Origin of the sequence: Marinobacter sp. DY40_1A1, from assembly GCF_016597815.1 — a bacterium.
Classification (GTDB): Bacteria; Pseudomonadota; Gammaproteobacteria; order Pseudomonadales; family Oleiphilaceae; genus Marinobacter; species Marinobacter xiaoshiensis.
The window spans coordinates 48,005-72,976 of sequence record NZ_VCHA01000006.1; the positions used below are offsets into that span (position 1 = coordinate 48,005).

General features: G+C 54.2%; 24 protein-coding genes and 1 tRNA gene. 18 read left to right on the forward strand and 7 right to left on the reverse strand.

The features are described 5' to 3' along the window. Nucleotides 1–41: 41 nt before the first annotated feature. The 3 genes from FFI61_RS15185 to FFI61_RS15200 form a co-directional block, all read right to left on the reverse strand. On the reverse strand, nucleotides 42–284 hold the full coding sequence (locus tag FFI61_RS15185; RefSeq protein WP_200371601.1) for a hypothetical protein: 243 nt from the start codon (nucleotides 282–284) through the stop codon (nucleotides 42–44). A gap of 591 nt (nucleotides 285–875) precedes the next feature. Then, nucleotides 876–952 (reverse strand) — tRNA-Arg (locus FFI61_RS15195). 100 nt (nucleotides 953–1,052) lie between these two features. Continuing rightward, nucleotides 1,053–1,592, reverse strand: coding sequence for a YaeQ family protein (locus FFI61_RS15200; RefSeq protein ID WP_200371612.1), 540 nt, complete (start codon nucleotides 1,590–1,592; stop codon nucleotides 1,053–1,055). Nucleotides 1,593–1,667: 75 nt separating this feature from the next. Here FFI61_RS15200 and FFI61_RS15205 point away from each other — a divergent pair, with 75 nt between their 5' ends. The 12 genes from FFI61_RS15205 (at nucleotide 1,668) to FFI61_RS15260 (ending at nucleotide 13,205) form a co-directional block, all read left to right on the forward strand. Next, the gene (locus FFI61_RS15205) at nucleotides 1,668–2,033 is read left to right on the forward strand and encodes a CidA/LrgA family protein (RefSeq protein WP_200371617.1); all 366 of its coding nucleotides are present in this window, start codon (nucleotides 1,668–1,670) and stop codon (nucleotides 2,031–2,033) included. Then, entirely contained in the window at nucleotides 2,026–2,748 is a 723-nt protein-coding gene (locus FFI61_RS15210; protein WP_200371619.1) for an LrgB family protein, read from the forward strand. The genes FFI61_RS15205 and FFI61_RS15210 overlap by 8 nt, the downstream gene beginning before the upstream one ends. A gap of 167 nt (nucleotides 2,749–2,915) precedes the next feature. Next, nucleotides 2,916–4,478 carry an ABC transporter substrate-binding protein gene (locus tag FFI61_RS15215; protein WP_200371621.1) on the forward strand — a complete coding sequence of 521 codons (1,563 nt, stop codon included), beginning with the start codon at nucleotides 2,916–2,918 and terminating at the stop codon, nucleotides 4,476–4,478. Between the two features lie 95 nt (nucleotides 4,479–4,573). After that, nucleotides 4,574–5,623, forward strand: a complete 1,050-nt coding sequence (locus FFI61_RS15220) for an ABC transporter permease (protein WP_200371623.1) — start codon at nucleotides 4,574–4,576, stop codon at nucleotides 5,621–5,623. Continuing rightward, nucleotides 5,620–6,552, forward strand: coding sequence for an ABC transporter permease (locus FFI61_RS15225; protein WP_200203174.1), 933 nt, complete (start codon nucleotides 5,620–5,622; stop codon nucleotides 6,550–6,552). Before FFI61_RS15220 ends, FFI61_RS15225 begins: the two co-directional genes overlap by 4 nt. 2 nt (nucleotides 6,553–6,554) lie before the next feature. Then, on the forward strand, nucleotides 6,555–7,565 hold the full coding sequence (locus FFI61_RS15230) for an ABC transporter ATP-binding protein (RefSeq protein ID WP_200371625.1): 1,011 nt from the start codon (nucleotides 6,555–6,557) through the stop codon (nucleotides 7,563–7,565). Next, on the forward strand, nucleotides 7,562–8,572 hold the full coding sequence (locus tag FFI61_RS15235) for an ABC transporter ATP-binding protein (protein ID WP_200371629.1): 1,011 nt from the start codon (nucleotides 7,562–7,564) through the stop codon (nucleotides 8,570–8,572). Before FFI61_RS15230 ends, FFI61_RS15235 begins: the two co-directional genes overlap by 4 nt. A 108-nt stretch (nucleotides 8,573–8,680) precedes the next feature. Next, on the forward strand, nucleotides 8,681–9,595 hold the full coding sequence (locus FFI61_RS15240) for a LysR family transcriptional regulator (protein WP_200203192.1): 915 nt from the start codon (nucleotides 8,681–8,683) through the stop codon (nucleotides 9,593–9,595). Further along, nucleotides 9,588–10,880 (forward strand): Xaa-Pro dipeptidase, encoded by a 1,293-nt coding sequence (gene pepQ, locus FFI61_RS15245; RefSeq protein WP_200371631.1) that lies wholly within the window; start codon nucleotides 9,588–9,590, stop codon nucleotides 10,878–10,880. The genes FFI61_RS15240 and pepQ overlap by 8 nt, the downstream gene beginning before the upstream one ends. Before the next feature lie 98 nt (nucleotides 10,881–10,978). Then, nucleotides 10,979–11,185, forward strand: coding sequence for a bacterioferritin-associated ferredoxin (locus tag FFI61_RS15250; RefSeq protein ID WP_200203197.1), 207 nt, complete (start codon nucleotides 10,979–10,981; stop codon nucleotides 11,183–11,185). Between the two features lie 182 nt (nucleotides 11,186–11,367). After that, nucleotides 11,368–11,844, forward strand: a complete 477-nt coding sequence (gene bfr / locus FFI61_RS15255) for a bacterioferritin (protein ID WP_200203199.1) — start codon at nucleotides 11,368–11,370, stop codon at nucleotides 11,842–11,844. Nucleotides 11,845–11,852: 8 nt separating this feature from the next. Further along, nucleotides 11,853–13,205 (forward strand): phosphomannomutase, encoded by a 1,353-nt coding sequence (locus FFI61_RS15260; RefSeq protein ID WP_200371632.1) that lies wholly within the window; start codon nucleotides 11,853–11,855, stop codon nucleotides 13,203–13,205. Between the two features lie 172 nt (nucleotides 13,206–13,377). On the opposite strand, the gene FFI61_RS15265 is transcribed toward FFI61_RS15260, so the two are convergent. Both FFI61_RS15265 and FFI61_RS15270 read right to left on the reverse strand, forming a co-directional pair. Then, the gene (locus FFI61_RS15265; protein ID WP_200371634.1) at nucleotides 13,378–14,502 is read right to left on the reverse strand and encodes a phospholipase A; all 1,125 of its coding nucleotides are present in this window, start codon (nucleotides 14,500–14,502) and stop codon (nucleotides 13,378–13,380) included. A 13-nt stretch (nucleotides 14,503–14,515) separates the two neighbouring features. Further along, nucleotides 14,516–14,854, reverse strand: coding sequence for a hypothetical protein (locus FFI61_RS15270; RefSeq protein ID WP_200203206.1), 339 nt, complete (start codon nucleotides 14,852–14,854; stop codon nucleotides 14,516–14,518). A 199-nt stretch (nucleotides 14,855–15,053) separates the two neighbouring features. Here FFI61_RS15270 and FFI61_RS15275 point away from each other — a divergent pair, with 199 nt between their 5' ends. Continuing rightward, nucleotides 15,054–15,467: a c-type cytochrome gene (locus tag FFI61_RS15275; RefSeq protein WP_200371635.1), complete on the forward strand. Its 414-nt coding sequence runs from the start codon at nucleotides 15,054–15,056 to the stop codon at nucleotides 15,465–15,467. Between the two features lie 50 nt (nucleotides 15,468–15,517). On the opposite strand, the gene rep is transcribed toward FFI61_RS15275, so the two are convergent. After that, nucleotides 15,518–17,536 carry a DNA helicase Rep gene (gene rep / locus FFI61_RS15280; RefSeq protein ID WP_200371636.1) on the reverse strand — a complete coding sequence of 673 codons (2,019 nt, stop codon included), beginning with the start codon at nucleotides 17,534–17,536 and terminating at the stop codon, nucleotides 15,518–15,520. A 149-nt stretch (nucleotides 17,537–17,685) separates the two neighbouring features. Between rep and FFI61_RS15285 the strand changes: the two genes are divergently transcribed. The 4 genes from FFI61_RS15285 (at nucleotide 17,686) to rmf (ending at nucleotide 23,811) form a co-directional block, all read left to right on the forward strand. Further along, nucleotides 17,686–19,422: a putative bifunctional diguanylate cyclase/phosphodiesterase gene (locus FFI61_RS15285; protein ID WP_200371638.1), complete on the forward strand. Its 1,737-nt coding sequence runs from the start codon at nucleotides 17,686–17,688 to the stop codon at nucleotides 19,420–19,422. A gap of 47 nt (nucleotides 19,423–19,469) precedes the next feature. Then, nucleotides 19,470–21,827, forward strand: coding sequence for a Tex family protein (locus FFI61_RS15290; protein WP_200371640.1), 2,358 nt, complete (start codon nucleotides 19,470–19,472; stop codon nucleotides 21,825–21,827). Nucleotides 21,828–21,895: 68 nt separating this feature from the next. After that, nucleotides 21,896–23,449 (forward strand): glutamate--cysteine ligase, encoded by a 1,554-nt coding sequence (gshA, locus tag FFI61_RS15295; protein ID WP_200371642.1) that lies wholly within the window; start codon nucleotides 21,896–21,898, stop codon nucleotides 23,447–23,449. A 143-nt stretch (nucleotides 23,450–23,592) separates the two neighbouring features. Then, a complete protein-coding gene (gene rmf / locus FFI61_RS15300; RefSeq protein ID WP_200203218.1) occupies nucleotides 23,593–23,811 on the forward strand; it encodes a ribosome modulation factor in 219 nt (72 codons plus the stop codon). 38 nt (nucleotides 23,812–23,849) lie between these two features. Here rmf and FFI61_RS15305 read toward each other — a convergent pair whose 3' ends face one another. After that, entirely contained in the window at nucleotides 23,850–24,311 is a 462-nt protein-coding gene (locus FFI61_RS15305; protein WP_413785039.1) for a flagellar basal body-associated FliL family protein, read from the reverse strand. A 96-nt stretch (nucleotides 24,312–24,407) separates the two neighbouring features. Between FFI61_RS15305 and FFI61_RS15310 the strand changes: the two genes are divergently transcribed. Further along, nucleotides 24,408–24,914, forward strand: coding sequence for a disulfide bond formation protein B (locus tag FFI61_RS15310; RefSeq protein ID WP_200203222.1), 507 nt, complete (start codon nucleotides 24,408–24,410; stop codon nucleotides 24,912–24,914). Nucleotides 24,915–24,972 lie beyond the last annotated feature (58 nt).

The following is a 24,972-nucleotide window of genomic DNA, read 5'->3' on the forward strand; positions in this document are numbered from 1 at the left end:
AGACAGAGAAGGGGCTATGGGCAGTCTTGGCTATATTCTGCTTACCCTAACACCTTTCTCATCAAGCTGATGGCTGTTTGGAGTTCTCTTGGCGATAAGCCCAGTCTGGCGCTCACTGCTGCTTGGTTTGCTCCGTCCAAGTAGTGGCACCAAAGCAGAGCATGAGCGGTCTCCAAAGATCTAAGGCGCTCCTTTTTTTCCTCGACATAAATCCTGTCGTGGCGCTCTGCCAAAACGTCGATTATCACTTTCGCTACCGGGCTGTTCATTTCATCGGCCTTCATAAAAAATCCTGCAGTCTTGGTCACGTTGGTTGTAAACAACAATAATTATACGAGCCAAAAGGGCGCTAAATTGGCGTTGTACACACTTGTAGAAATATGCGCGGCAGAATAGAGGGACTGTTACTGGAGCGTTCTTTTAAGGGGCAGAACGCCTTGTTTATGACAACGAATCTTGGAGAGATCGATTCACCAAGGCGAAGTTAAAGCAATGAGCGAGGCCGGAGTGGTCAGTGAGGGCAGAGTGGGTCAACGTGGACAGAGAGGACAGAGAGGACAGAGAGGACAGAGAGGACAGAGAGGACAGAGAGGACAGAGAGGACAGGGTGGCCACCCTGTGGATAACTTGCGATGACCCCTGCGTTCGGCTCCATCAAAAGGCTCCACTAACCGGTGAGGGCTGGTTCAGGTTTGATCTATGGCCGTATTAGGGCGTTTGTGGCTGCAGTTATGGTCAGCATGCACGTTGACTGCGTTTGCAGCGGTCTTCAGGAGGTGTAATTTGACTTTGTGTCGTGTGGTTACAGGTGTGGTTATTTTTTAGGGTCGGAAATTAAAAAGGCCCTACGCTCTCACGTAAGGCCTTGAAAAATATGGCGCGCCCGACAGGATTTGAACCTGTGACCCCTGCCTTCGGAGGGCAGTACTCTATCCAGCTGAGCTACGGGCGCATTCGAATGCGACGGCTGTGCGTCAATTTCGAGTGCGCAATCTTACGTGCGCAGGCCTACGCTGTCCAGCCCCCGGTGCATTGGTCGGGTTTGCCTTTGGTTACGGGAATAGTGGTGTGGGAGTGATAGTTGCCAGTGCACCTTCGTTGCTGAACGACACTTCACCATCCTGAATAGTTACCTGATAACTCATGTTACGTTCCGCCAGTTTGGCGAGAGCTTCGGTGGACTCGCTCGGCAGATCAATAATTGTAAGGTTTTTGAAACGGCTCAGTTTGCTGTGATGCTTTTCCAGCCACAGGGGCACCGCACGGCCACCGTAGGCGTAGAGAATCACCTGGCGTGCCCGGTTGCAGGCTTTGCGCAGGCGGCTTTCGTCGGGCAGGCCCAGTTCAATCCACAGTTCAATCTCGTCACTCAGGCTTTTACGCCACAGCTCCGGTTCGTCGTCTGTGCTCAGGCCTTTTGTAAATTCCAGGTCCTCACTGGCGTTGAGGGCAAAGGCCAGCAGGCGAATCATCATGCGCTCGTCATTTTCTGACGGGTGCTGCGCTATAGTGAGTTGATGGTCCGCATAATAATGCCTGTCCATATCGGCAATATTGAGCGTGGCTTTGAATATGGTTGCTTTGAGCGCCATGGCCTTCCTGCATTGGTATCGAGGTGTTGGTTTGCGCTAGTGTAATGCAATTCCTCGATTGATGAGCATGACGCCATGTCGATGTTGCGCGGTTTTCTGATTCTGGTTGTGTTTTTTCTGCTTGGCGAGGCCTTGCGGGTGCTGTTTGTGATTCCGGTCAGCGGCGGCGTGCTGGGTATGATTCTAATGACATTTACATTGATGCTGCGGGGGAGGGTGAGCGATGATCTGGCGTCGGCGAGTCAGGCGCTGATCTCAGTGCTGGTGTTGCTGATCATGCCGGGTGTGGTTGGCATCTTCTTTTTAGCTTCGCACTTCTCCGGGCAATGGTTGGCGGTTTCTGCCGCGCTGTTACTGGGAACCTTCCTAAGCGTATTAACCACGCTCTTGTTGATGAAATGTATGTTGCGGATGACTGCGCGGGGTGGCGCAGATGACTGAGCTTATCAGCCGCTTTATGGCTCTCCCGGATGTCTTGTCTGCCAGCCCGCTGTTCGCGATCGGGCTTACTCTGGGAGCATTCTTTGCCGGCAATTGGGTGTTTGCCCGCCTTGGTAAACCTCTATGGATGCCGCCAGTGTTGCTCTCAGCGGTTATTTTGTCGGCGGTGATTGCAGTTTTCACCATTGATTATGTTCGTTACCAGGAAGGAGCGCACTGGCTAACCCTGCTGCTTGGCCCCGCCACCGTGGCCTTGGGGATTCCCCTGTACCAGCAAATCCACCACATCCGGGCTTTATGGGTCCCGATAGTGGTTACGCTGCCGTTGGCGGCCACAATGGCCGCGGTATACGCAGTGGTAATCGCCTGGGCAATGGGTGCCACGCCGGAGGTTTTGGCATCACTCGCCCCCAAGTCTGTAACGGCCCCGATTGCTATCGGCATCACCGAGCAGTTGGGCGGTTCTGTGGCGCTGATGATGGGCGGTTTGCTGATTACCGGTGTGGTTGCCACTTTGTTCGTTGATCTACTGGCGAAATGGCTGCCGGTAGAAGATGAGCGCATTATCGGATTTGCGCTGGGCTTGAATGGCCACGCTATTGGCACGGCCAGGGCGTTTGAAATCAGCCATGCTGCCGGCGCATTTTCTTCTCTGGGAATGGGGCTTACAGGCGTATTTACTGCGCTGATCCTGCCTTTAGTGTTCCGTCTTTAAGGGGCCTGGTGGCAGCTGTTAGCAGTCGTCATTCAGTTCGCGCATAGCCGTAAGTCGTAATTTCGATTGCCGTAAGTAGTTTCCGGGACTAGTTTCTATAACAGGCGTCCGGTGCGCCAGAGGCTTGGTGTGCCGTAAAAACTCGTAAAACAACGACGGAAAACGCAATGAAAAAATTACTTGCAGCATTTATTGGTACCATGGCGCTGGCAACTGCGCCTGTTGCTCTGTCTGCTGAGGCAACGAAAGAACTTAAAATGGCGTACGACGCCGATCCGGTCACTCTCGATATTCACGAGCAGCTCTCCGGTGGCATCCTGCAGTTGTCCCACATGTCTTTTGATCCGCTGGTGCGCTGGACCAAAGAGCTCGATTTTGAACCCCGTCTTGCTGAGAGTTGGGAGCGCGTGGATGACAAAACCATGCGATTCAAACTGCGTGAGGGCGTGAAGTTTCATTCCGGCAACGAGCTCACCACCAAAGATGTGAAGTTTACCTACGACCGTCTGAAGGAAAGCCAGGACTTCAAGGCCATCTTCAAGCCCTTTAGCGGCATCAACATCATTGATGATTACACCTTTGAGCTGGTAACCAGCGAGCCGTTCCCGCTGCTGCTCAATACTGCCACCTACATCTTCCCGCTGGACAGTGAGTTCTATACCGGTAAGACAGAAGACGGCAAGATGAAAGGTGCTATTCTCAAGCATGGTAATTCCTTTGCGTCGGATAACCTTTCTGGCACCGGCCCTTACAGGGTGGTATCTCGCCAGCAGGGCGTGCGCATGGAGTTTGAGCGCTTTGCGAACTACTGGGATGAAGAGTCTCCAGGTAACGTAAAGAAAATCGTTCTTACGCCAATCAAGGAGAACAATACCCGGGTGTCTGCGCTGCTGTCTGGCGGTGTGGACTTCATTGCGCCTGTGCCACCTACCGATCTTGATCGCATCAAGCGTGACAAGAACTCGGATCTGGTCACCATGAGCGGCACCCGCATTATCCTGTTCCACATGAATCAGGAACGGGTTGAAGCCTTCAAGAACCCCAAGGTTCGTCAGGCAGTAGCCTATGCCATCAATCAGGAAGGCATTGCGGCGAAAATCATGAAAGGCTTTGCCACGCCAGCAGCTCAGCTTTCGCCAGCTGGCTACCAGGGCTACAACGAATCCCTGAAGCCCCGTTATGATGTGAAAAAAGCTCAGGAACTGATGAAGGAAGCGGGTTACGAGGACGGCTTTACCATCACCATGATGGCGCCAAATAACCGTTACGTGAACGATGATAAAATCGCTCAGGCAGCGGCTGCCATGTTGGCCCGTATCAACATCAAAGTTGACCTTAAAACCCTGCCCAAAGCCCAGTACTGGCCCGAGTACGACAACCGTGCTGGAGACATGATGCTGATTGGCTGGCATGCGGATACAGAAGATTCGGCCAACTTCTATGAGTTTCTGACCTTCTGTCCGGAAGCTGGCAGTGGTGCCGGGCAATACAACGCGGGTAACTACTGCAACCCGGAAATCGATGCGCTGGTTGCAAAAGCCAATGTTGAAACCGACATTGCCAAGCGCACAGCCATGCTGCAGGAAGTTGAGCAGCGTCTGTACGACGACGCAGCATTCATTCCACTGCACTGGCAGGACCTGGCCTGGGCCAGCAAGAAGAACGTGAAGATTGAACCGATTCTGAACGTGATGAACTTCCCTTATCTGGGTGATCTGGTCGTCGAGTAACGGGGCAAACTGCCCCCTCTCTCCAACCTCTCTCCCGCCTTCCTTCAGGTAAAGGGAGAGAGGCTTTTTAAATACTCATCAGTGGTAATTCCTGCATGTTAGCGTTTTTGGTACAGCGCATATCCCAGGCCGTTCTGGTCATGTTCGTGATCAGCGTGATCGCCTTTGCCATCCAGGATGGTCTTGGTGACCCGCTTCAGGAAATGGTTGGTATGTCGGTCTCCATGGAGGAACGGGAAGCCCTGCGCGAGGAGCTGGGGCTGAATGATTCCATGGTGGTTCAGTACCTGCGTTTTGCAGGTAAAGCCATACAGGGGGATCTGGGCAATTCTTATTTTTACGGCAAACCAACCCTCACAGTAATAGCCGAGCACCTGCCGGCAACTCTGGAGTTGGTGATTGGTGCCAGCCTGATCATTATGCTGTTATCGGTACCCATCGGCGTTTATGCCGCCATCCGGCCGCAGGCCTGGTTGGCCAAGTTTTTCATGGGCGTGAGCACGGTTGGAATTTCCATTCCCGTGTTTCTTACCGCCATTGTTCTTATCCAGATATATTCCATTGGCATTACCGTTGAGTGGTTCCCCGCAGACACCGGTTGGGGCCAGTGGCTGAACGGTGCCCTGAGTACCGATGGCGGTATGCCATCTTACGGCCGTGGCGATGATCTGACGCATCTTTTTGGAACCTGGAATTCAGGCTTTTTCTCAGAGCTTGGGTTGATGCACCTGGTGCTGCCCTGCGTGTCTCTGGCGTCCATCATGCTACCGCTGTTTATCCGTCTGATTCGGGCGGAGATGATGGAGGTGCTGCAAAGCGATTACATTCGCTATGCTCGGGCCAAAGGCCTGAGTTCTGCCCGCATTAACTTCCTCCATGCCCTCAAGAACACCATGCTGCCGGTTATCACCGTAGGCGGTGTGCAAGTGGGCGTGATGGTGGCTTACACAATTCTTACGGAAACAGTATTCCAGTGGCCTGGGGTCGGTTTGATGTTCCTGGAGGCCATTACCCGCAGCGATATTCCGCTGATTGTTGCCTACCTGATGGTAGTAGGGCTGATTTTCGTTATCACTAACACACTGGTGGATCTGGTTTACGGGCTGGTGAACCCCACGGTGAAACTGACAGGTAAGAAAGCATGACAACGGCGACCCTATCCCGCTGGAATCGCTTTCGCGAATCCTTCCTCTGGTACAGCTTCAAGCGCGACAAGGTGGCGATTGCCAGCTTTATCGTATTGCTTCTGATGGTGTTTGCAGCTGTGTTCGCGCCTCTGTTCGCGCCAACGAACCCTTACGACCTGGCGCAGATCGACATCATGAACTCGGAACTGCCACCAGTGGGCATGTCCGGGGCTGATCCGGCCTTCCCGCTGGGTACTGATGCCCAGGGCAGGGACATGCTCTCTACCATTCTTTACGGTACGCGGGTGTCCTTGCTGATTGGTTTTGGTGCGGTAGTGCTGCAGGCGGCGCTGGGTATTTTGTTCGGCCTGCTGGCGGGCTATATGGGCGGCAAAGTTGACTCTATCCTGATGCGGATCGCAGATGTTCAGCTTTCCTTCTCCACCTTGATGGTTGCCATCATTGTGGGCGCGGTGTTCAAGGCCAGTTTCGGCAACCTGATGTTTGGTGAAATCGCCATTTACATGCTGATCTTTATTATCGGTGTAGCCGAATGGCCGCAAATTGCACGAACCGTTCGGGCGTCTGTGCTGGCGGAGAAAAAGAAGGAATACGTGGATGCGGCCAAGGTGATGGGCTTTCGCACCAACCGCATCATGTTCCGTCATATTCTGCCGAACACGCTTTCGCCAATTTTTGTTATCGCAACGGTGCAGATTGCTAACGCGATTATTTCCGAAGCGGCCCTGTCGTTCCTGGGCCTGGGTATGCCTGAAACCCAACCGTCGTTGGGTTCTCTGATCAAATCCGGCTTTGATTACATTCAAAGCGGTTCCTGGTGGATAACTCTGATTCCCGGCCTGGTGCTGGTCGTGCTCGTGCTGGTCATCAACCTCTTGGGTGACTGGTTGCGGGATGTTATGAACCCACGGCTGTACAAGGGCTAGATATGAAAAACGACACACCACTGCTGGAAGTAAAAAACCTGGATGTTCGCTTTGCCGTTCGAGGCGGCGATCTCACTGCCCTGCGGGGAATCAGTTTCAGCCTCGATAAAGGCGAGCGGCTAGGGTTGGTAGGGGAGTCTGGTGCCGGTAAATCCGTAGCAGCCTTCTCGATTCTCAACCTGATTGCCCGCCCCGGTTATATTGCTGGCGGGCAGATTTTGCTTGAAGGCAAGGACTTGGCCGCCATGAGCGAGCGCGAACTGCGCAAGATCCGTGGCAATCGCATTGCCATGATCTTCCAGGACCCCATGATGACGCTCAACCCGGTGCTGACCATCGGCACCCAGATGGTTGAAGCCATCAAGGCGCATCGCCGTATCAGCACCAAGGCAGCGCGGGATATAGCACTGGACAAGCTGCGCAAGGTGCAGATTCCCTCGCCGGAAAAGCGTCTCGACCAGTACCCTCACGAATTATCGGGTGGCATGCGCCAGCGGGTGATCATCGCCATCGCCTTGCTGCTCGACCCGGAAATTATCGTGGCTGATGAGCCCACTACCGCTTTGGATGTGACCATTCAGGCGGAAATCATGGCGTTGCTGCTGGATTTGTGTGAACAGGAAAATGTGGCGCTGATGCTGATTACCCACGATTTGGGCGTTGTCTCTCAGGTCACCCAGCGCATGCTGGTGATGTATTCCGGCCGCATTATCGAGCAAGGCCCCACCCGGGAAATCATCAACGATGCTCAGCACCCCTATACCCAAGGGCTGATCAATGCCTTGCCACAGATGGGTGAACCTGGCGCACGCTTGTTCCAGATTCCCGGCTCCATGCCATCTCTGAAAAATGTACCCACTGGCTGTCCTTTCCATCCACGCTGTGACTTTGCTACCGATCAGTGCCGCCAAGCCATGCCGGACTATGTGCGCTCCGGGAATGTGGATGTAGCGTGTTACGAGGTCAGCAACCTGATTGAGCAGGAGAAACGCATGCAGGAGGCCGGATCATGACCTCCCCGTTGGTAGAGATTCGCGGGCTGGAAAAGCGGTTTGATTTGTCTGGTAGCCTGCTTGAGCAGATTACCTTTAAAGGCGGCCGGTTCCAGCGCAAACAGGAAGCCGTTCATGCCATTAACGGTGTTGATCTGCAGGTACAGCGGGGCGAGGCACTGTGCGTTGTGGGCGAGTCTGGTTGCGGCAAGTCTACGGTTGCCCGCACTGTGATGGGGCTGTTATCACCCAGCGCGGGTGAAGTGCATTACGATGGTAAGCGCATTGACAACCTGAAAGGTCGGGACGTACTGCCGTACCGCCGTAAAATGCAGATGATCTTCCAGAACCCCTATGCCTCCCTGAATCCGCGTATGACTATTCAGCAAACGCTGGAGGAGCCGATTCAGTTCCATCGTCCCGAACTGTCCCGCGATGAGGTGCGCAGCAAAGTGCACGAGGTTATGGAGTCTGTGGGTATCGACCCGGATTGGGGTAGCCGGTTTGGCCACGAGTTCTCCGGTGGCCAGCGCCAGCGTATAGCTATTGCCCGCGCTCTGGCGGTAGACCCCGAGTTTATTGTGGCGGATGAGCCTATTTCGGCGTTGGACGTATCCATTCAGGCTCAGGTGTTGAACCTGCTGATGGAGGCGCAGGAAACCCGCAATCTGACGTATCTGTTCATTACCCACGATCTGGCTGTGGTGGAGCACTTCGGCACCCGGGTGGCGGTGATGTACCTCGGGCGAGTATGTGAGCTTGCCGACACCAAAACCTTGTTTGCGGAACCGCGGCACCCCTACACCCAGGCGTTGCTCTCGGCCATACCAAAGCTGGAAGACGACCGGCCTAACTACATTCGCCTGCAGGGTGAAGTACCAACGCCAGTGAACTTGCCATCTGGTTGTGTGTTCCATGGCCGATGCCCATATGCCAATGACCGTTGCCGCCAGCAAATTCCCCAACTGATTGCTACAGACAGTGGTACCCAGGTGGCATGCCATGCGGTAGAGGAAGGGCGACTGTAAGCGAGCAGGTTTTAAGAGTGCGGTAGCAATAGGCTATGATGCGCCGAGCGACATAGCCTTATTAAAATTCATCTACCGCACATCTACCTGTCATTCGCTGGGGAGCTCATGGAAATACGTTGGCTGGAAGACTTTATGGCACTGGCCCGTACCCGCCATTTCTCCCGCGCGGCTGAACTGCAGCATGTAAGCCAGCCCACCTTCAGTCGCCGCATAAAGCTGCTTGAAGAATCTATGGGGGCCACGCTGATTAACCGGCAAACTCTCCCCTTGTCGCTTACCCCCGCCGGAGAACGGTTTTTCGAGTTGTGCCAGCGGGTGACCCGGGATGTTCGGGACGTGCGGGCTCAGATTGCCAGTATGGAAGCAGAGGTATCTGCCCGTATCAGTGTTGGCTCAACCCAGGGACTGTTTTCTCATTTTTACCAGGGCTGGGCCAGTGAAGCTGGCGTTGCAGAACGGCTGCAACTCAACCTGAAAGCGACCAGCTGGATAGGGGAGCAGTTTCTGGATGCCCTGGATAACGGCGAATGCGATTTGGTGCTGTGTTACTGGCATCAGGATTTGCCATGGTGTGGCCGCCTGAGTCGCGGTGACTACGAGACCATCACGATCGCGAGTGAGCGGCTGGTGCCCATGAGCGTTGTGGCGGATAACGGTGAGCCCCGATTCCCATTACCGGGAGCAGCAGGCCAATCGGTGCCGCTGATTGCCTATCACTCCCGGGGCTTTTTGCAGTCTGCTATTGAGGCGCACCTGTCCCGTAGCAAGGAGTCTGTAAATCTTTTACCGCTCAATGAAAACACTCAGTCGGCAAGTATCAAGGCACTGGTGAAACAGGGCTATGGAATGGGCTGGTTGCCTGGCCGGATGACGGAAAAGAGCGAGCAGTTCGGTAGCCTGACCCGAGCTGGCGATGAACGCTGGGATGTGCCGCTGGAAATCCGCTTGATTCGATTGCGGGAGCCCCGTTCAGAAGACCTATTAACCCTCTGGAAAACACTGGAAGACCAACATGCCTGATACCGACTTGCTCTCTCTTCAGATTGATCACGTGGGCATTTTGCAGAGCCGCTACGAACAGGTTCTGGAGGATCACGGATACGACGGCCTGCTAATTAGCTCTGGTGCAGCGCCCATGTGTTATGGCGATGATCAGTCCTGGCACTTTCAGGGCTATGGACCTTTCCTGCACTGGACAGGGCTTGCTGGCTTTGAGCACGCCTGGCTGCTGATTCGCAAAGGCAAGAAACCACAGCTTTCATTACATCAACCCGTTGATTTCTGGCATGCCAGCCTGGAAGTCCCGCAGGAGCCGTGGCTGGAGAAGTTCGATCTACGCTTCAGTGAAAGCCCGTCGGCGCCTGAGCTGGAAGGAATAAGCCAGCTAGCAGTTATTGGTGATCCCGCTTTGCTTGCGGGCTTGCCCGGAGACGAAAACCCGGGCGCGCTGTGCAACGCGCTAGACGAAACCCGGGTGCATAAAACTGCCTACGAGATAGCCTGTCTTGCCCAGGCCAATAAACTGGCAATCGCAGGTCACCATGCAGCCCGCGATGCCTTTCTGGCGGGAGCTAGTGAATTTGAAATCAACCTGGCCTATCAGCGTGCGACTCAACAGCGCGAGGTAGATGCGCCCTATAACAGCATTATTGGTGTGAACGGGCATGCGGGCATCTTGCACTACCAGTATTACGACACGGCAGCACCGGCTAAATCCCGTAGCCTGCTGATTGATGCGGGCGTGCGTTATCGGGGCTATTGTTCTGATATAACACGCACCACTGCAGGTGTGGGGGAAGGGCGATTTGCGGCACTCGTGCATGGGCTTGAGCAATTGCAGTTCCGGCTTTGCAAGATGGTAGCTCCGGGTGTTGATTACCTGGACATACACCGGAAAACCCACTTCGGCATTGCTGCACTATTGAGTGCCGCCGGGCTGGTGGAGGGTTTGAGCGATGAGGAACAGGTTTCAGAAGGCATAACCCGAGCGTTTTTCCCCCACGGAATTGGTCATTTCCTGGGCGTACAAGTGCACGATGTTGCTGGTAAGCCGGTAGCGCCGCCTGACGATGCGCCTTTTTTGCGCCTGACGCGCACGTTGGAGGCGGGCATGGTAGTAACCATTGAACCCGGTCTGTACTTCATTCCCTCCTTGCTGGAGCCGATACTTTCTGGGCCACTGGGGCATCACATTAACCGCTCCCTGCTTGATGAATTGCAGGGCTGTGGTGGCATACGCATAGAAGACAACGTGGTGGTGACCGAATCAGGTTATCGAAACCTTACCCGGGAGGTCGAAGCCTGAAACATCCTGTTGCACAAAATTAACACAACAAGCTTGCAATCTTTGATGCTAATGATAATAATTGTCATTAACTTTAGTGTTGATGGTGAGATTGCATTATGTACGTATGCCTATGCCACGGAGTGACAGACAGAGACATCCGCGCAGCCGCAGAAAATGGTGTTTCCTCCATGCGCCAGCTTGGTAAAGAGCTGGGCGTAGGCACCCAGTGCGGGCGCTGCGCCAGCATGGCGCGGGGCATACTGCGCGAAAGCCGCTCACCGGATTACCTGGCTCTTGCGAACATGTTGGCAAGCCCCGCCTGACACCTTGAGCGTTTATTTCCTTTCCGCAATTTTGTAATGCGCCCTAACGCGCTATCCTTGTCGGGTGACGAGAGAGTTATTCAAACAGAGCGTTGAGAGCTCACCGAACCCGAATCAACCAGCCAGGCAGACCTTTCGACAGTGAAAGGCGAAGTAGCCGGCTGAGATCAAGGAGTGCTGCAATGAAAGGCGACAAAAAAGTCATCCAGTATCTGAATAAAGTTCTTGCCAACGAACTGACGGCCATCAACCAGTATTTCCTGCACTCGCGCATGTACAAGGATTGGGGCATTACCAAGCTCGCTGCCAAGGAATACGAAGAGTCCATCGATGAGATGAAACACGCTGATCAGTTGATTGAGCGCATCCTGTTCCTGGAAGGCCTGCCCAACCTGCAAGATCTGAACAAGCTTATGATCGGCGAGAACGTTGAGGAGATGATTGCCTGTGACCTCAAAATCGAACACATCGCCCATGTTGATCTGAAAGAAGCCATTGCTTACTGCGAAGAAGTTCAGGATTACACCAGTCGTCAGTTGTTCCGCAGTATCCTCGATAGCGAAGAAGAGCACATTGACTGGCTGGAAACCCAGCTTGAGATGATCAACCAGATGGGCATTCAAAACTATATTCAACTTCAGTCTTCTGCTTCGGAGTAAATCAGACAATGGATTTGTCCTGTTTTAAAGCCTATGACCTGCGCGGCAGTGTGCCAGAGCAATTGAATCCTGCTCTGGCAGAGCGCATAGGGCGAGCCTACGTGGAAGTCACCGGCGCCAGGAAGGTCATTGTTGGATACGACATTCGCCTCTCAAGCCACGAAATCACCGAAGCCTTGAGCTCGGGCCTGATGGCGGCAGGTGCGGACGTATTTGATATCGGCTTGTGCGGCACGGAGCACGTGTACTTTGCTACCAACCATTATGGAATGGACGGTGGCATTATGGTTACCGCCAGCCACAACCCCAAAAATCACAACGGAATGAAAATGGTTGGGCCGGGATCCCGCCCTATCAGTTCTGATAATGGCCTGAACGACATTCGCGACAGGGTGCTCGAACCCTTCGGGGATGCACCGGTGCAAGGGCGATATGAGCCACTGGAAGTCACCAGTGCCTACATAGATCATCTTTTGGGATATGTGGATGCCGCAGCTCTGAAACCCATGAAAATTGTCGTCAACGCCGGCAACGGTGGTGCTGGGTTGGTGATCGACCAACTCGAAAAGCACTTGCCCTTCGAATTCATCAAGGTGCACCACCAGCCAGACGGCAACTTCCCTAACGGCGTTCCAAACCCCATCCTCGAAGAAAACCGCGCGGCTACAGCCGACGCAGTCATCGAGCATGGTGCCGCCATGGGTATCGCCTGGGACGGCGATTTCGACCGCTGCTTCTTCTTCGACGAAAACGGCCGTTTTATTGAGGGCTATTACATAGTCGGCCTGCTGGCAGATCAGTTCCTGCGCAAAACCGGCCCCGGCAAAGTCATCCACGACCCGAGGTTGATCTGGAACACCCAGGACCTGGTAGAAGCCGCCGGCGGCGAAGCCATTGAAAGCAAAACCGGCCACGCCTTCATCAAACAGCGCATGCGCGACGAAGATGCCGTATACGGCGGGGAAATGAGCGCCCACCACTACTTCCGAGACTTCGCCTACTGCGACAGCGGCATGATCCCCTGGCTACTGCTAGCCGAGCGCCTGTGCCAGTCCGGCAAGCCGTTCTCATCCCTCATTGACGCCCGAATCGAAGCCTACCCGGCCAGCGGCGAAATCAACCGCACCATCGATAATCCACCCAAGGTAATCGCGGCCATCGAGGAGAAATACGGCGCCGACGCAAAAAGCGTTAGCTACGTAGACGGCCTGAGCGTTGAGTTCGACAACTGGCGCTTCAACCTGCGCATGTCCAACACCGAGCCCGTCGTTCGCTTGAACGTGGAATCCCGTGCTGACATACCGCTGATGAATGCTAAAACTGAAGAGCTGCTTGCAGAAATGGAGCGGTTGAATAAATAAAGGCGAGGGGGGGTAGTGGAAAGCTATTCCTGAGTTGGGGCCGGGGTGCCGGTACACGCTGCGAAAACTGTGCGGAGCCATGGATGGCGGAGCCAAGCTTACATGGAAGTATTCACAGCGTGTTTTCGCAGCGTGTACCGGCACCCCGGCGAACTCCGAAACTAAAGAAAAATCATAGCCAATCGTTCAGCATAATCCCAAGCCCAAACCGCTCAATCCGGTGGTTGTAGTCAATCAGGCTCTCTCCATAGCCATTGTAATACTGGAAAAACCCCTTAATCGTATCCCCCAATGGGAAGCTGTAACCAAACTCCACCGACGTGTGGTTATCTGAACGCAAATTGTTCATCAGTTGCAGCGAAAACGTCCGATCCTCCGCAAGCTTGTAAACCATATTGTAGGTCGCGTAGCCCAGATACTTCTCAATGTCTGCGTTATCATTCTCGCTGCTGCTCTCCGGAATCCGGTACCAGGGTTTTACCGCAAACAGCCAGCGATCGTAAGTAACGGCAGCACCCGCCACAATCCGGTTCCAGCTCCGCGACCGGGGCTCCGACTGGCCGTTGGACTGATGGTTGAGGCCAATCGTCAAACCGCTAAGCGTCACCCCGCCCATATTCCAGTTGGTCTGGTGCCGAAGAAAAATCTCAGGCTCGTAGTTGGTCTCACGAAAAGGTGCAGACTCATCCTGATTGTAGACCTGCCAGAAAGAGCGCTGGGTATACCCGAACCATAATGTGGTGCGCTTATCCAGCCAGCCTGTCAGCATTGGTACCTTGAAACTGATCTGATACTTGGCTTCCTCGTTCTCAAGCCCGTAATCATAACCAGTTGTACCCAGCCTGGGGCTTGTTGGTGTCGGGTTGGGATTATCGACCCAGGTGATCGGCATGATGTACGTGGGGCGATGACTGATGAAGCTGCCGGAGAACGAAAACAAAGCCCTCTCAGCGGTTAGAGACTGATCCACTATATTGGTCATCACCCCGCTGTCGGGATCATCCTCGTCAATGACCTCAGCTAATCGTTCCTGACTTTCCCTGTTCGGGGCCAGTGTGTCGGCTGCCTGCTCGGCTTTTTCAACAGCCTGCTCACTTGCCTGCGTACGGGCTGCCTTTGGGTCGTTAAAAGAGTCATAACAGGCCAAACGCTGAACGCCATCCTGAATCAGGGGGCATTCATCAGAAGAGGTAGCCTGTCGGTTCTCTGCGGGAGTGGGTTCCTGGGCAATCGCCACTGCTGGCCACAAAACCAAAAGTATGGCGGTCTTCAGAACCTGGTTGGGGCGTTTGTACATCCTTCTAATCTCTCTATGCTGCATTGAGGCTGAGCCATGTGCTGGCGATACCGTAAACCCAGACACCCAGCAGGGTAAGGGCGAGTAAGAAGAAAACAATTTTATGCCGGAACTGGTTCGCGGCGCTCACTGCCACTACCCAGCGCAGGTACATAAGGCCAATAAAGCTGATGAAAACACCGAGGCTTGCAAGAGCGGGTATCAGCAGCCACGCCGGATTGATACTATGGCCGGTGTCTGTCTGACTCGAGAACCAGCCCATAGATATCAGCAGCACTGCCAAGGCGCTGAACTCTGTAATCAGCAGCGCTTTGCGCAGGGGATGTGGGGAGGGTTTCTCCGGGTTATTCATGGGTCGGATCCTGGAAGTTCTGAGTAAGCTGCGACATGGTAACCGGATGGCCCGAAAGAGTCTCCACGCTTACGAAATGGCAATAAAAATGGTGGAAATCAATTTATGATTTTGCTATTCGGTTTTTTTGCCGGGATTCAGTCGCTATAATGCGGCAACCAAAAGATTATAACGCTCAAATGCGAGGTGCATTGTGAAGATGAAGAGAGTCCTGGCTGTCGTACTGCTTGGTTTCGGCATTACTGCCGGTGCCGTCATGGCAAGTGTTGATGATGAAATCCGCGCGCGCATTCAGCCGGTTGGCGAAGTGTGTCTGCAGGGTGAAGAGTGTGGCGAAGCCGCAGCCGCTACCCAAACGGCCAGTGCTGGACCTCGCTCAGGCAGCGAAGTTTATAACGCCGTATGCATGGCCTGCCATACCACAGGTGCAGCAGGTGCGCCGGTCATTGGTGATTCTGCAGCCTGGGCGCCGCGTATAGCTCAAGGCATGGAAACACTGTTCAGCCACTCTCTTAACGGCTTCAATGCCATGCCCGCCAAAGGCGGCTGTGCAAGCTGCGCTGATGAGGAAATCACGGCTGCTGTCGAACACATGGTGGCAGAGAGCCAGTAATTCCTGCGCTCACACCATAAAAAACCCCGCGTCTGCGGGGTTTTTGCATTTTATAGCCCCAAATCACCAAGCAGGGCGCTCAGGGTTGCCTTGCCTTTTTTCTGGTTGGCTTCAACATCCAGATCTCCAGTACCCTCCCAGCGCACGTCGTCCGGGGGAAGTTCATCCAGAAACCGGCTGGGAATAGTCTCGATCTTTTCGCCGTACTGCCTGCGTTGGGCGGCGTATGTCAGGGTCAGGGTTTCTTTTGCGCGGGTAATGCCCACGTACATCAGGCGTCGCTCTTCTTCTACGTTGCCTTCTTCAATGCTGGAACGGTGGGGCAGGATTTCTTCTTCCAGCCCCAGAATAAACACATGGGGAAACTCCAGCCCCTTGGAGGCGTGGAGTGTTAGCAGTTGCACCTTGTCGCTGGCATCCTCTTCTTCCCGCTGCTCCATCATATCGCGCAGAATCAGTTTGGTGATGGCATCCTCTATGCCCAACTCATCGGCGGTGCCTTTGCCGTCCTCCAGCATGCGCTGGATTGACTCCACCAGATACCAGATGTTCTCCATGCGGCGCTCCGCCTGTTTGGGCGTGCCGGAGTGCTGATGCAGCCATTCCTCGTACTCGATATCCGTGAATAGCTGCTTGATCACGGGCACCGGGTTTTCGCTGTGCAGGCGCTCGCAGGTGACATCCACCCAGTGAGCAAACCGGCGCAGGCGATCCAGGCCTTTCTCGGTTACGTGGGATTCCGCGCCCATGTCACCCAGGGATTTAAACAGACTGACGTTGCGCGCACGGGCATAGTGGCTGAGCTGTTCAAGGGTGCGCGGGCCGATTTCACGTCGTGGCACGTTTACTACGCGGAGGAATGCAGCATCATCATCCGGATTGATCAGCAGACGCAAATAAGACATGGCGTCTTTGATCTCGTTTTTCGAGAAAAACGATTGCCCCCCCGAGATGTGATAGGGAATCTGGTAGGCCTGTAGTTTCATTTCCAACAGACGAGCCTGATGGTTGCCCCGATAAAGCACTGCAAAATCCTTGAACGCCAGACCCTTTTTCAGCTTCTGGTCGAGAATTTCTGTGGCCACCCTTTCAGTTTCTGCATCTTCATTCCGGCACCGCACAATACGGATTTCGTCGCCGATGGTGTGGTCACTCCACAGAGCTTTTTCGAATACGTGTGGATTATTGGCGATAACCGTGTTGGCGGCCCGCAGAATGCGCGATGTAGAACGATAGTTCTGCTCAAGCTTTACAATCTTCAGGCTCGGAAAGTCTTCTTTAAGTTGAGCCAGGTTTTCTGGTCGCGCCCCTCGCCAGGCGTATATCGACTGGTCATCATCACCAACAACAGTAAATGCTGCACGCTCGGCAACCAACATTCTCACCAGCTCGTACTGGCAAATGTTCGTGTCCTGGTATTCGTCCACCAGCATGTAACGTATTTTCTTGCGCCACTTCGCCAGGATTTCCGGGTTGTTTCGGAAGAGTTGCACTGGCAAAAGAATCAGATCGTCAAAATCAACCGCGTTGTATGCCTTCAGGTACTCGTTATAATGCTTGTATACGATGGCAATGCGCTGCTCCCGCTCATCTGCGGCTTTGCTGTAGGCTTCAGCTGGCCCGCGTAAGGCGTTTTTCCAGGACGATATGGTCATCTGCACTTCGTTAAGCTCGTCGCCTGCATCGGCGCTGGCTTCCCGAAGCATCAGATCCCGTATCAGGGCTTTGGCATCTTCTGCATCGAAAATGGAAAAACCGGGGTGGTAGCCCAGGTGAGCATGCTCCTCCCGGATCATGTTCAGGCCGAGGTTGTGGAAGGTGGATACAATCAGCCCGCGGGCCAGTTTGCGGTCGACGATCCGGCCTACCCGCTCTTTCATCTCGCGAGCTGCCTTGTTGGTGAAGGTGACAGCGGCAATGTGGCGCCCCGGAATGCCAAGGTGCTCTATCAGGTAGGCGATTTTGCGGGTGATTACGCTGGTCTTCCCGCTGCCTGCACCAGCCAGCACCAGCAGAGGGCCATCGGTGTAACGGACTGCTTCATTTTGTCGCGGGTTGAGTTTGTTCACGAATACATTGCCAGAATGGTTTGAGACGGGGGTGTTCTCTCACTAGGACATTAGTCTACACCAGCCAGACTTTCTGTACCTTGTCGATCTATCAGCTATTCTTTTTAACAGAACAGGATTGTTGTTCACGCACCCATGGACTCTGCTTAATGACCTTGCCACTGGAAACTGTCGAACATGACCAGCTTCGTCTTCTGGTCTTGACGCCGGATTATACCGATTTTCTCTGGCTCAATGCGCTGCTGGCGGATGAACCGGAGATCCACACGGATTCAACCTGGTGTCCGGAGCTTATGGATTGCGACGATCTTATTCGCAATGCAAAGTTCGATGTTCTGGTTTGGGACTGTGCGTTCCACGGTGGCTCAGAAATCGCATTTTTGCAGTACCTGGCTGTTGCCAGCGGCGACAGACCCATACTGGCAATGGGTGCGGAAACATCCCGTGAGCGCGCGGCAAGCATGATGTCCAGTGGGGCATCCGATTATTTGAGTCGTCAGGAACTTGATTCCTGGAATTTTCGCCGCGCAGTAAAATGCCTCTGGTATCGGGAACAGTTGGCAAACTCCGCCCACAGCCTGCTGGGTCGAGGGGTAGCAAGTGGGTTCATTAACCGGGATTTGTTCTTTGACAGGCTGCAGCAAGCGCTACACAGGGCTCAGCGAGGGAACTATCGGCTGGCGCTTTTGCATCTTAATATCGATGATTTCCGCAGTATTAATGAGTCCTTTGGCTACCAGAAAAGTGATCAGCTGATGATCAAAGTGGCCGCCAAGGTTCGACAGGCATTGCGCCGTGTGGATTCCCTGATGCGCATTGGTGGTGACGAACTGGCCATTATTGTTGAGAAACTGGAAGATACCCTGGATATCACCCAGATTATTCGCAAGATTGTGCAGGTGCTGGATGAGCCAATATCGATAGATAGCCAGAGTGTGGTTGTCAGTGCCAGCCTGGGTGTGGCGACCTATCCGGAGTCCGGAGATAGCCCTGAAAATCTCATGCGCCGGGCAAACCGGGCAATGTTCGAGGCCAAGCGTGACCCGGGCAGCAGTTATCGTTTCTACGACCGGCAGTTACACATTTCAGCCGGCTACCAGCTCAGGTTGGAAGCAGACCTTCGTAATGCGCTCCGGGGTAATGAACTGGAGCTGTATTATCAGCCAAGAATCGATCTGGCCACTAATGAGGTGCGCGGCGTTGAGTGCCTGTTGCGCTGGAATCACCCGGAGCGAGGGCTGGTGGGGCCAGATGAATTTATACCTGTTGCCGAACGCAGTGGGTTGATCGTTCCGATTGGCTATTGGGTGATTGAACAGGCCTGCAAACGCTTGCAGGAGTCTGCAGAAATCGGTTATCCAGGGCTGGTGTTTGCGGTGAATCTTTCATTCCGCCAGTTCCATGACCGCAAGATGACGGAAACCATATTCCGAATCATTTTCAATGCCAACGTTGATACCAGCTTGCTGGAACTGGAATTGACGGAAAGCGCCATGATGCACGACCCGGAGTACGCACAACGCTGCCTGCGGGAGCTTAACCAGCTGGGCATCAGTTTTGCGCTGGACGATTTTGGCACTGGCTACTCCTCTCTCAGCAACCTTCAGCATCTGCCAATCTCGCTGGTGAAAATCGATAAATCATTTGTGCAGGCGCTCGGTAAATCTGCTGATGCCGAGCACATTATCCGCGCGATTATCAGCCTGGCTCATAGCCTCCAGATCAGTGTGGTGGCTGAAGGTGTCGAGACAGAAGGCCAGCTTGAGTTTCTGCGCCAGCAGCACTGTGATGAAATTCAGGGATACTATTATGCCCGCCCCATGCCCTGGGCTGACCTTGTGCAATTCCTGAACAAGCGTGGCGAGTCCGCTTGCCTGCAACTGTAAGCCGCTGTACCTTTGCTGCTTTATCAGAAACGCATCACAGAGGTTGCATGAACAGTATCTCCAGGCGCATAGCTGACGAACTCGGCGTACGCGAGCAACAGGTTAATGCCACCGTCGCCCTGCTGGACGAAGGTTCCACCGTTCCGTTTATTGCCCGCTACCGTAAAGAGGTGACGGGTTCTCTGGATGACAGCCAGTTGCGGTCGCTTGAAGAGCGCCTGCGCTATCTCCGGGAACTGGAAGACCGCCGCAGCACCATCCTCAAGAGCATTGAAGAACAGGGCAAGCTGACCGACGAACTGCGCAGCAGCATTGAAAGTGCGGATGCAAAGAACCGGCTGGAAGACTTGTACCTTCCTTACAAGCCAAAACGCCGTACCAAGGCTCAGATTGCCCGGGAGGCAGGCCTTGAACCTCTGGCCGACGCCCTTTACGGCGATCCCACCCTTGAGCCGGAAGCAACCGCTGAAGGCTATATCAATGCTGATGCCGGTGTTGCAGACACCAAAGCCGCGCTCGATGGCGCCCGCTTTATCCTGATGGAGCGCTTCGCCGAAGATGCAGAACTTTTGGGTGAACTGCGTGACCTCATCTGGAATCAAGGCCAGTTAAAGGTCACCGTGATTGAAGGTAAAGAGAACGAAGGTGCCAAGTTCCGTGATTACTTCGATCATGTAGAGCCTTTGAAAAAGGTGCCTTCACACCGGGCGCTGGCCATACTTCGTGGTCGCAACGAAGGCGTTCTCACCTATAACCTGGTTGTAGGCGATGTGGAGGATGACCGTCGCCAGCCGCATCCAGCGGAGCAGCGGATTGCCGCGCGCTGGAATATCCGCGATAACGGCCGCGCTGCCGATAAATGGCTGTCAGACGTTGTGCGCTGGACCTGGCGGGTAAAGCTGTCCACACAAATCGAGACAGATCTCATGACCCAGGTACGTGAAGCGGCTGAAACCGAAGCCATCAACGTATTTGCTGCCAACCTGAAAGATTTGCTGTTGCTGGCGCCTGCTGGGCCCCGTCCGACCCTTGGCCTGGACCCCGGGTTACGCACCGGCGTTAAGGTCGCCATCATTGATGGTACTGGCCAGGTGGCAGGGCATGGGGCTATCTTCCCCCATGCGCCCAAGAACCAGTGGGACAGCTCCATTGAGAAACTCGCGGCCTGGTGTCGTGAATACAAAATTGAGTTGGTGGCCATCGGTAATGGCACAGCCTCCCGTGAAACCGAAAAGCTGGTGGCTGATCTCAGCAAGCGCTATCCGGAGCTCAAGCTGGCGCGAATAGTTGTAAGTGAGTCCGGTGCTTCTATTTATTCCGCTTCAGAGTTTGCCTCCAAAGAACTGCCTGACCTGGATGTGACCATCCGTGGTGCTGTTTCCATCGCCAGACGGTTGCAGGACCCACTGGCCGAGCTGGTAAAAATTGAACCCAAGTCCATTGGTGTTGGTCAGTATCAGCACGACGTATCCCAGGTTCAGCTTTCCCGTAGCCTGGATGCCGTTGTTGAAGATTGCGTTAACGGTGTTGGTGTTGATTTGAATACGGCCTCTACGCCTTTGTTGGCGCGAGTGTCAGGACTGAATCAGACCATTGCGCAGAACATCATCGAATACCGCAACCAGAACGGCATGTTCCGCAACCGCAAGCAGCTGCTGAAAGTACCCCGCCTTGGCGCACGCACGTTCGAGCAGGCCGCAGGCTTTCTGCGTATTGCCAGCGGTGAGAACCCGCTGGACCGCTCATCTGTGCACCCGGAAGCATACGGGGTGGTTGAGCGCATCGCGGCAAAGAACAATCGGAAAGTTGAGAATATTGTTGGGGATTCCGCGTTTCTGCGTGGTCTGAATCCCCAGGATTACGTAACAGATCAGTTCGGTGTGCCGACCATTCGGGATATTCTCTCCGAGCTTGAAAAGCCTGGTCGCGATCCGCGCCCCGAATTCCGTTCCGCAAGCTTTGAAGAAGGCGTGGAAACACTGGGTGATCTCGTGCCAGGCATGATTCTGGAAGGTTCTGTTACCAACGTGACCAATTTTGGGGCGTTTGTAGACATTGGCGTCCATCAGGACGGGCTGGTGCATATATCGGCACTTTCCCATACCTTTATCAAAGACCCCCGGGAAGTCGTCAAAGCCGGGGACATTGTTAAGGTCAAAGTGATGGAAGTGGATATCCCCCGTAAACGGATCGCCCTGTCCATGCGGATGGACGACCAGCCAGGTGAAAAGGCAGATTCGAAACGCTCGGCTTCGGGCAAGTCCGCTGATAATCGTGGCGGTCAGTCGGCAGGACGTTCTGCGCCGCAGGGTCAGAATAAAAATGCAGGTTCGGGTGCCGGGCAGAGTGCCATGGGAGGCGCACTGGCCCAGGCATTTGCATCGGCTCGCAAAGACAAGCGTTAAGCCGTTTCAACTATTTCCAACAGCCGGCACCGCCCACAAGGCACAGCCGGTTGCAGCAGGAGTCAATCATGGCCGAATCCCGCCACTCTGTATTCCGCCAGTTCGCAGCCAGCGACTGGAACGGATTTCTGAAAGGGGTAGAGAAAGAAGGTTTGCGCGTTGACCGCAACGGTTTCATTGCACAAACACCACATCCGGAGGCCCTGGGCTCTGCGCTAACGCATCCGAGCATTACAACGGACTATTCCGAAGCCTTGCTGGAACTTATAACGCCTGTGTGCAGCAGCACGTCCGAGATGATGGAGTCTCTTCGCAATACCCATCGGTTCGTACAACAGAACCTGGGCGATGAGGTTTTTTGGCCGGCCAGCATGCCTTGCGAGCTAAATGGCGACGCCAGTATCCCTATTGCGGAATATGGCTCGTCCAATACCGGCCGGATGAAGCATGTATATCGTCAGGGGTTGGCAGTGCGGTACGGGCGCATGATGCAAAGCATCGCCGGCACCCACTACAACCTCTCGTTACCTGACAGCTTTATGGAAATCTGGCAGCGCGCGCTGGGTGACCAGCAAAGCATGAAAGACTTCAAGTCTGATCAGTATTTTTGGCTGATTCGCAATTTTCGCCGTAGAAGTTGGATGCTGATGCTTTTGTTCGGTGCCTCGCCGGCCCTGGATGCGAGTTTTGTAGACGGAGTCCGTCATGACCTGACCCGGCTGGGTGAGCGGAGCTGGTTTGGCGAAAATGCCACCTCCCTGCGCATGAGCGATCTGGGATACCACAACAACGCCCAGTCGTCGTTGAATATCTGTTTCAACAAGCTCAGCACCTATACCCAGACATTGGATAGAGCCATTCACACCAATTGGCCGGCTTATGAGGCGATTGGTACTCAGCGTGATGGCGAGTTTATTCAAATCAACACCAGCATTTTGCAGATTGAGAATGAGTACTACAGTGCGGTGCGCCCCAAGCGTACTGCCCGAAGTGGAGAGAAGCCGATTCACGCGCTGGAATCCCGTGGTGTGGAATACATCGAGGTGCGCTGTCTGGATCTCGACCCATTCTCTCCAGTAGGGGTCAGTGAGGCTCAGGTCGACTTCCTTGATCTCTTCCTGCTGGACTGTCTGCTATCCGAGTCGCCGCGTATCGGTGATGAGGAGTGCATCATGTTGGATGACAACTACAAAGATGTTGTCGCTAAAGGGCGAGATCATGCGCTAACGCTTTGCCAGGCTGGCAAGCGTACGCCTATTGGTGATGCTGCAACGGCAATACTGGATGGCCTTGAGCCGTTGGCAGAAATACTGGACGGCTGGAGTGGCGGAGAGGTTTACCGCAAGGCTCTTTCAGCCCAGAGAGGTGTTCTGTCGGGTGATGGCCAGGTGCCGTCTGCCAGGGTTGTTGATGCGATGCAGGCGTCTGGGCTTGGCCACCGGGACTGGACAATGGAGATGGCGCTCAAACACCAGAATACACTTCGCAAGGAAGGCATGGACGCTGCTGTAAATGCTTCATTTATTGCCGCGGCCAAGGACTCGCTGGCGCAGCAACAACAGATTGAAGCGTCAGACACCATGGCGTTCAGTGATTTTCTGGAGCAGTATCTGCGCTCCTGACCGGAATAGGCTATTGTTTTGAATCAGGCGGATTTTACAGAATTGTAAAATCCGCGGGCCTGCTTCACAGAAGGTGTGCAAATGTTTGTCACTTTCTGACGCTGGTGCTAAATTCATTAGCATTGGCTTAAGGGAGAATTGGCATGGCAAGGGATATAAAGCTCGGCTGGGATGTTGAGGCGCTGAACAAAGCCTATCGTCAGGGGTATATGGCAGCGTCCATGGGAATGGATAAAACCCGTTGCCCCTATCGTGGCGAAGTTGTTGTAGCCGCCTGGGAGTCTGGCTGGGAAGATGCCGGTGAGGTTATCCAGGAAGAAAACGCCAACGTGGATAGTGGCCTGTATTCCCGGATTGCCTGAAGCGCGCTGGTCCCGTGCCAGTTCGCGCTTTACTTTTACTATTTCTGTACAACAAATTCCGTAAACAGCACGCCGGTAATAGTCTCACCGGTTTGCTGCTCTTCCAGTACCCCGTTTATTCTTGATTTAGCTTCTTCCCGTAGTGCCTGCTGGCCGACCATGGTGGTCAGCTTATCCGTATCTGTCTGTTCACCAAAAAGCATCACAAGCTCATGCCGAAGCCGTGGCATGTGCGCTTCTACTGCGGGTCGAGTTGTCTGCTGAGAGGCCCTGAGGCTTACCGCTGCCTTCAGATAGGTCAGCTTGCCCCCCGGGCTGCCAACGTGGGTTACAAACGGTGGATCCATGGCAATATAATCGGTGATACCCGCTTTGTCTGTGGCGTCCCCTTCTCCATTGGCAGCTTCTTCAGCTGAGGCTGTAGAAAATACTGAAAACAGTAGGAAGATACTGAGTAGAACGAATTTTGGCTGAGGTGTCATAGTCTTGCAGTTCGTTATGGTTTAGGGTTTAGTGACAAAATCAGCAGCGTTTCCGCCGGATAATCCGAGAATAGCAGGCCGGACAACGTATTTGTGTAAAACTGAGGAAACTTTGTGAAAGTAAGAGCAATCTTTGCACTCGTTTTTATTGTCTGCGCCGGGTTGTTGGGTGTGGCGTTTTATATGGAGCACGTAATGGGGCTTGAGCCCTGTCCTTTGTGTTGGCTCCAGCGCTTTGGCTTTATGGGTGTGGGTCTGGTGAGCTTGCTGGCGGCGTTACATGGCCCCGGAGAAGTGGGGGTGCGTGTATACGGCTTGCTGTTGGCAGTAACGGCAGGTGCCGGGTTGGGCGTGGCGGGTCGACAGTTGTGGCTGCAGAACTTGCCTGCTGATCAGGTGCCTGCCTGTGGTCCCTCTGTGGACTATATGCTTGAGGTGCTGCCGTTTATGGAAGTCTTGTCTACGGCTCTCAAAGGCACAGGAGACTGCGCCGCCGTGGTTTGGCGCTTCCTTGGTTTGAGCATTCCGGGATGGAGCGCTGTGTTTTTCGTCCTGTTGGTGATTATGGGTCTGACGATGCTCTTTCACCGGGGGCGCGTGAAAAACTGGCTGGTGGGCTGAAACGGTTGCGAGCGGCAGCCAGCATGGGGTAACTTGACGTGGACTTAATCAATATCAG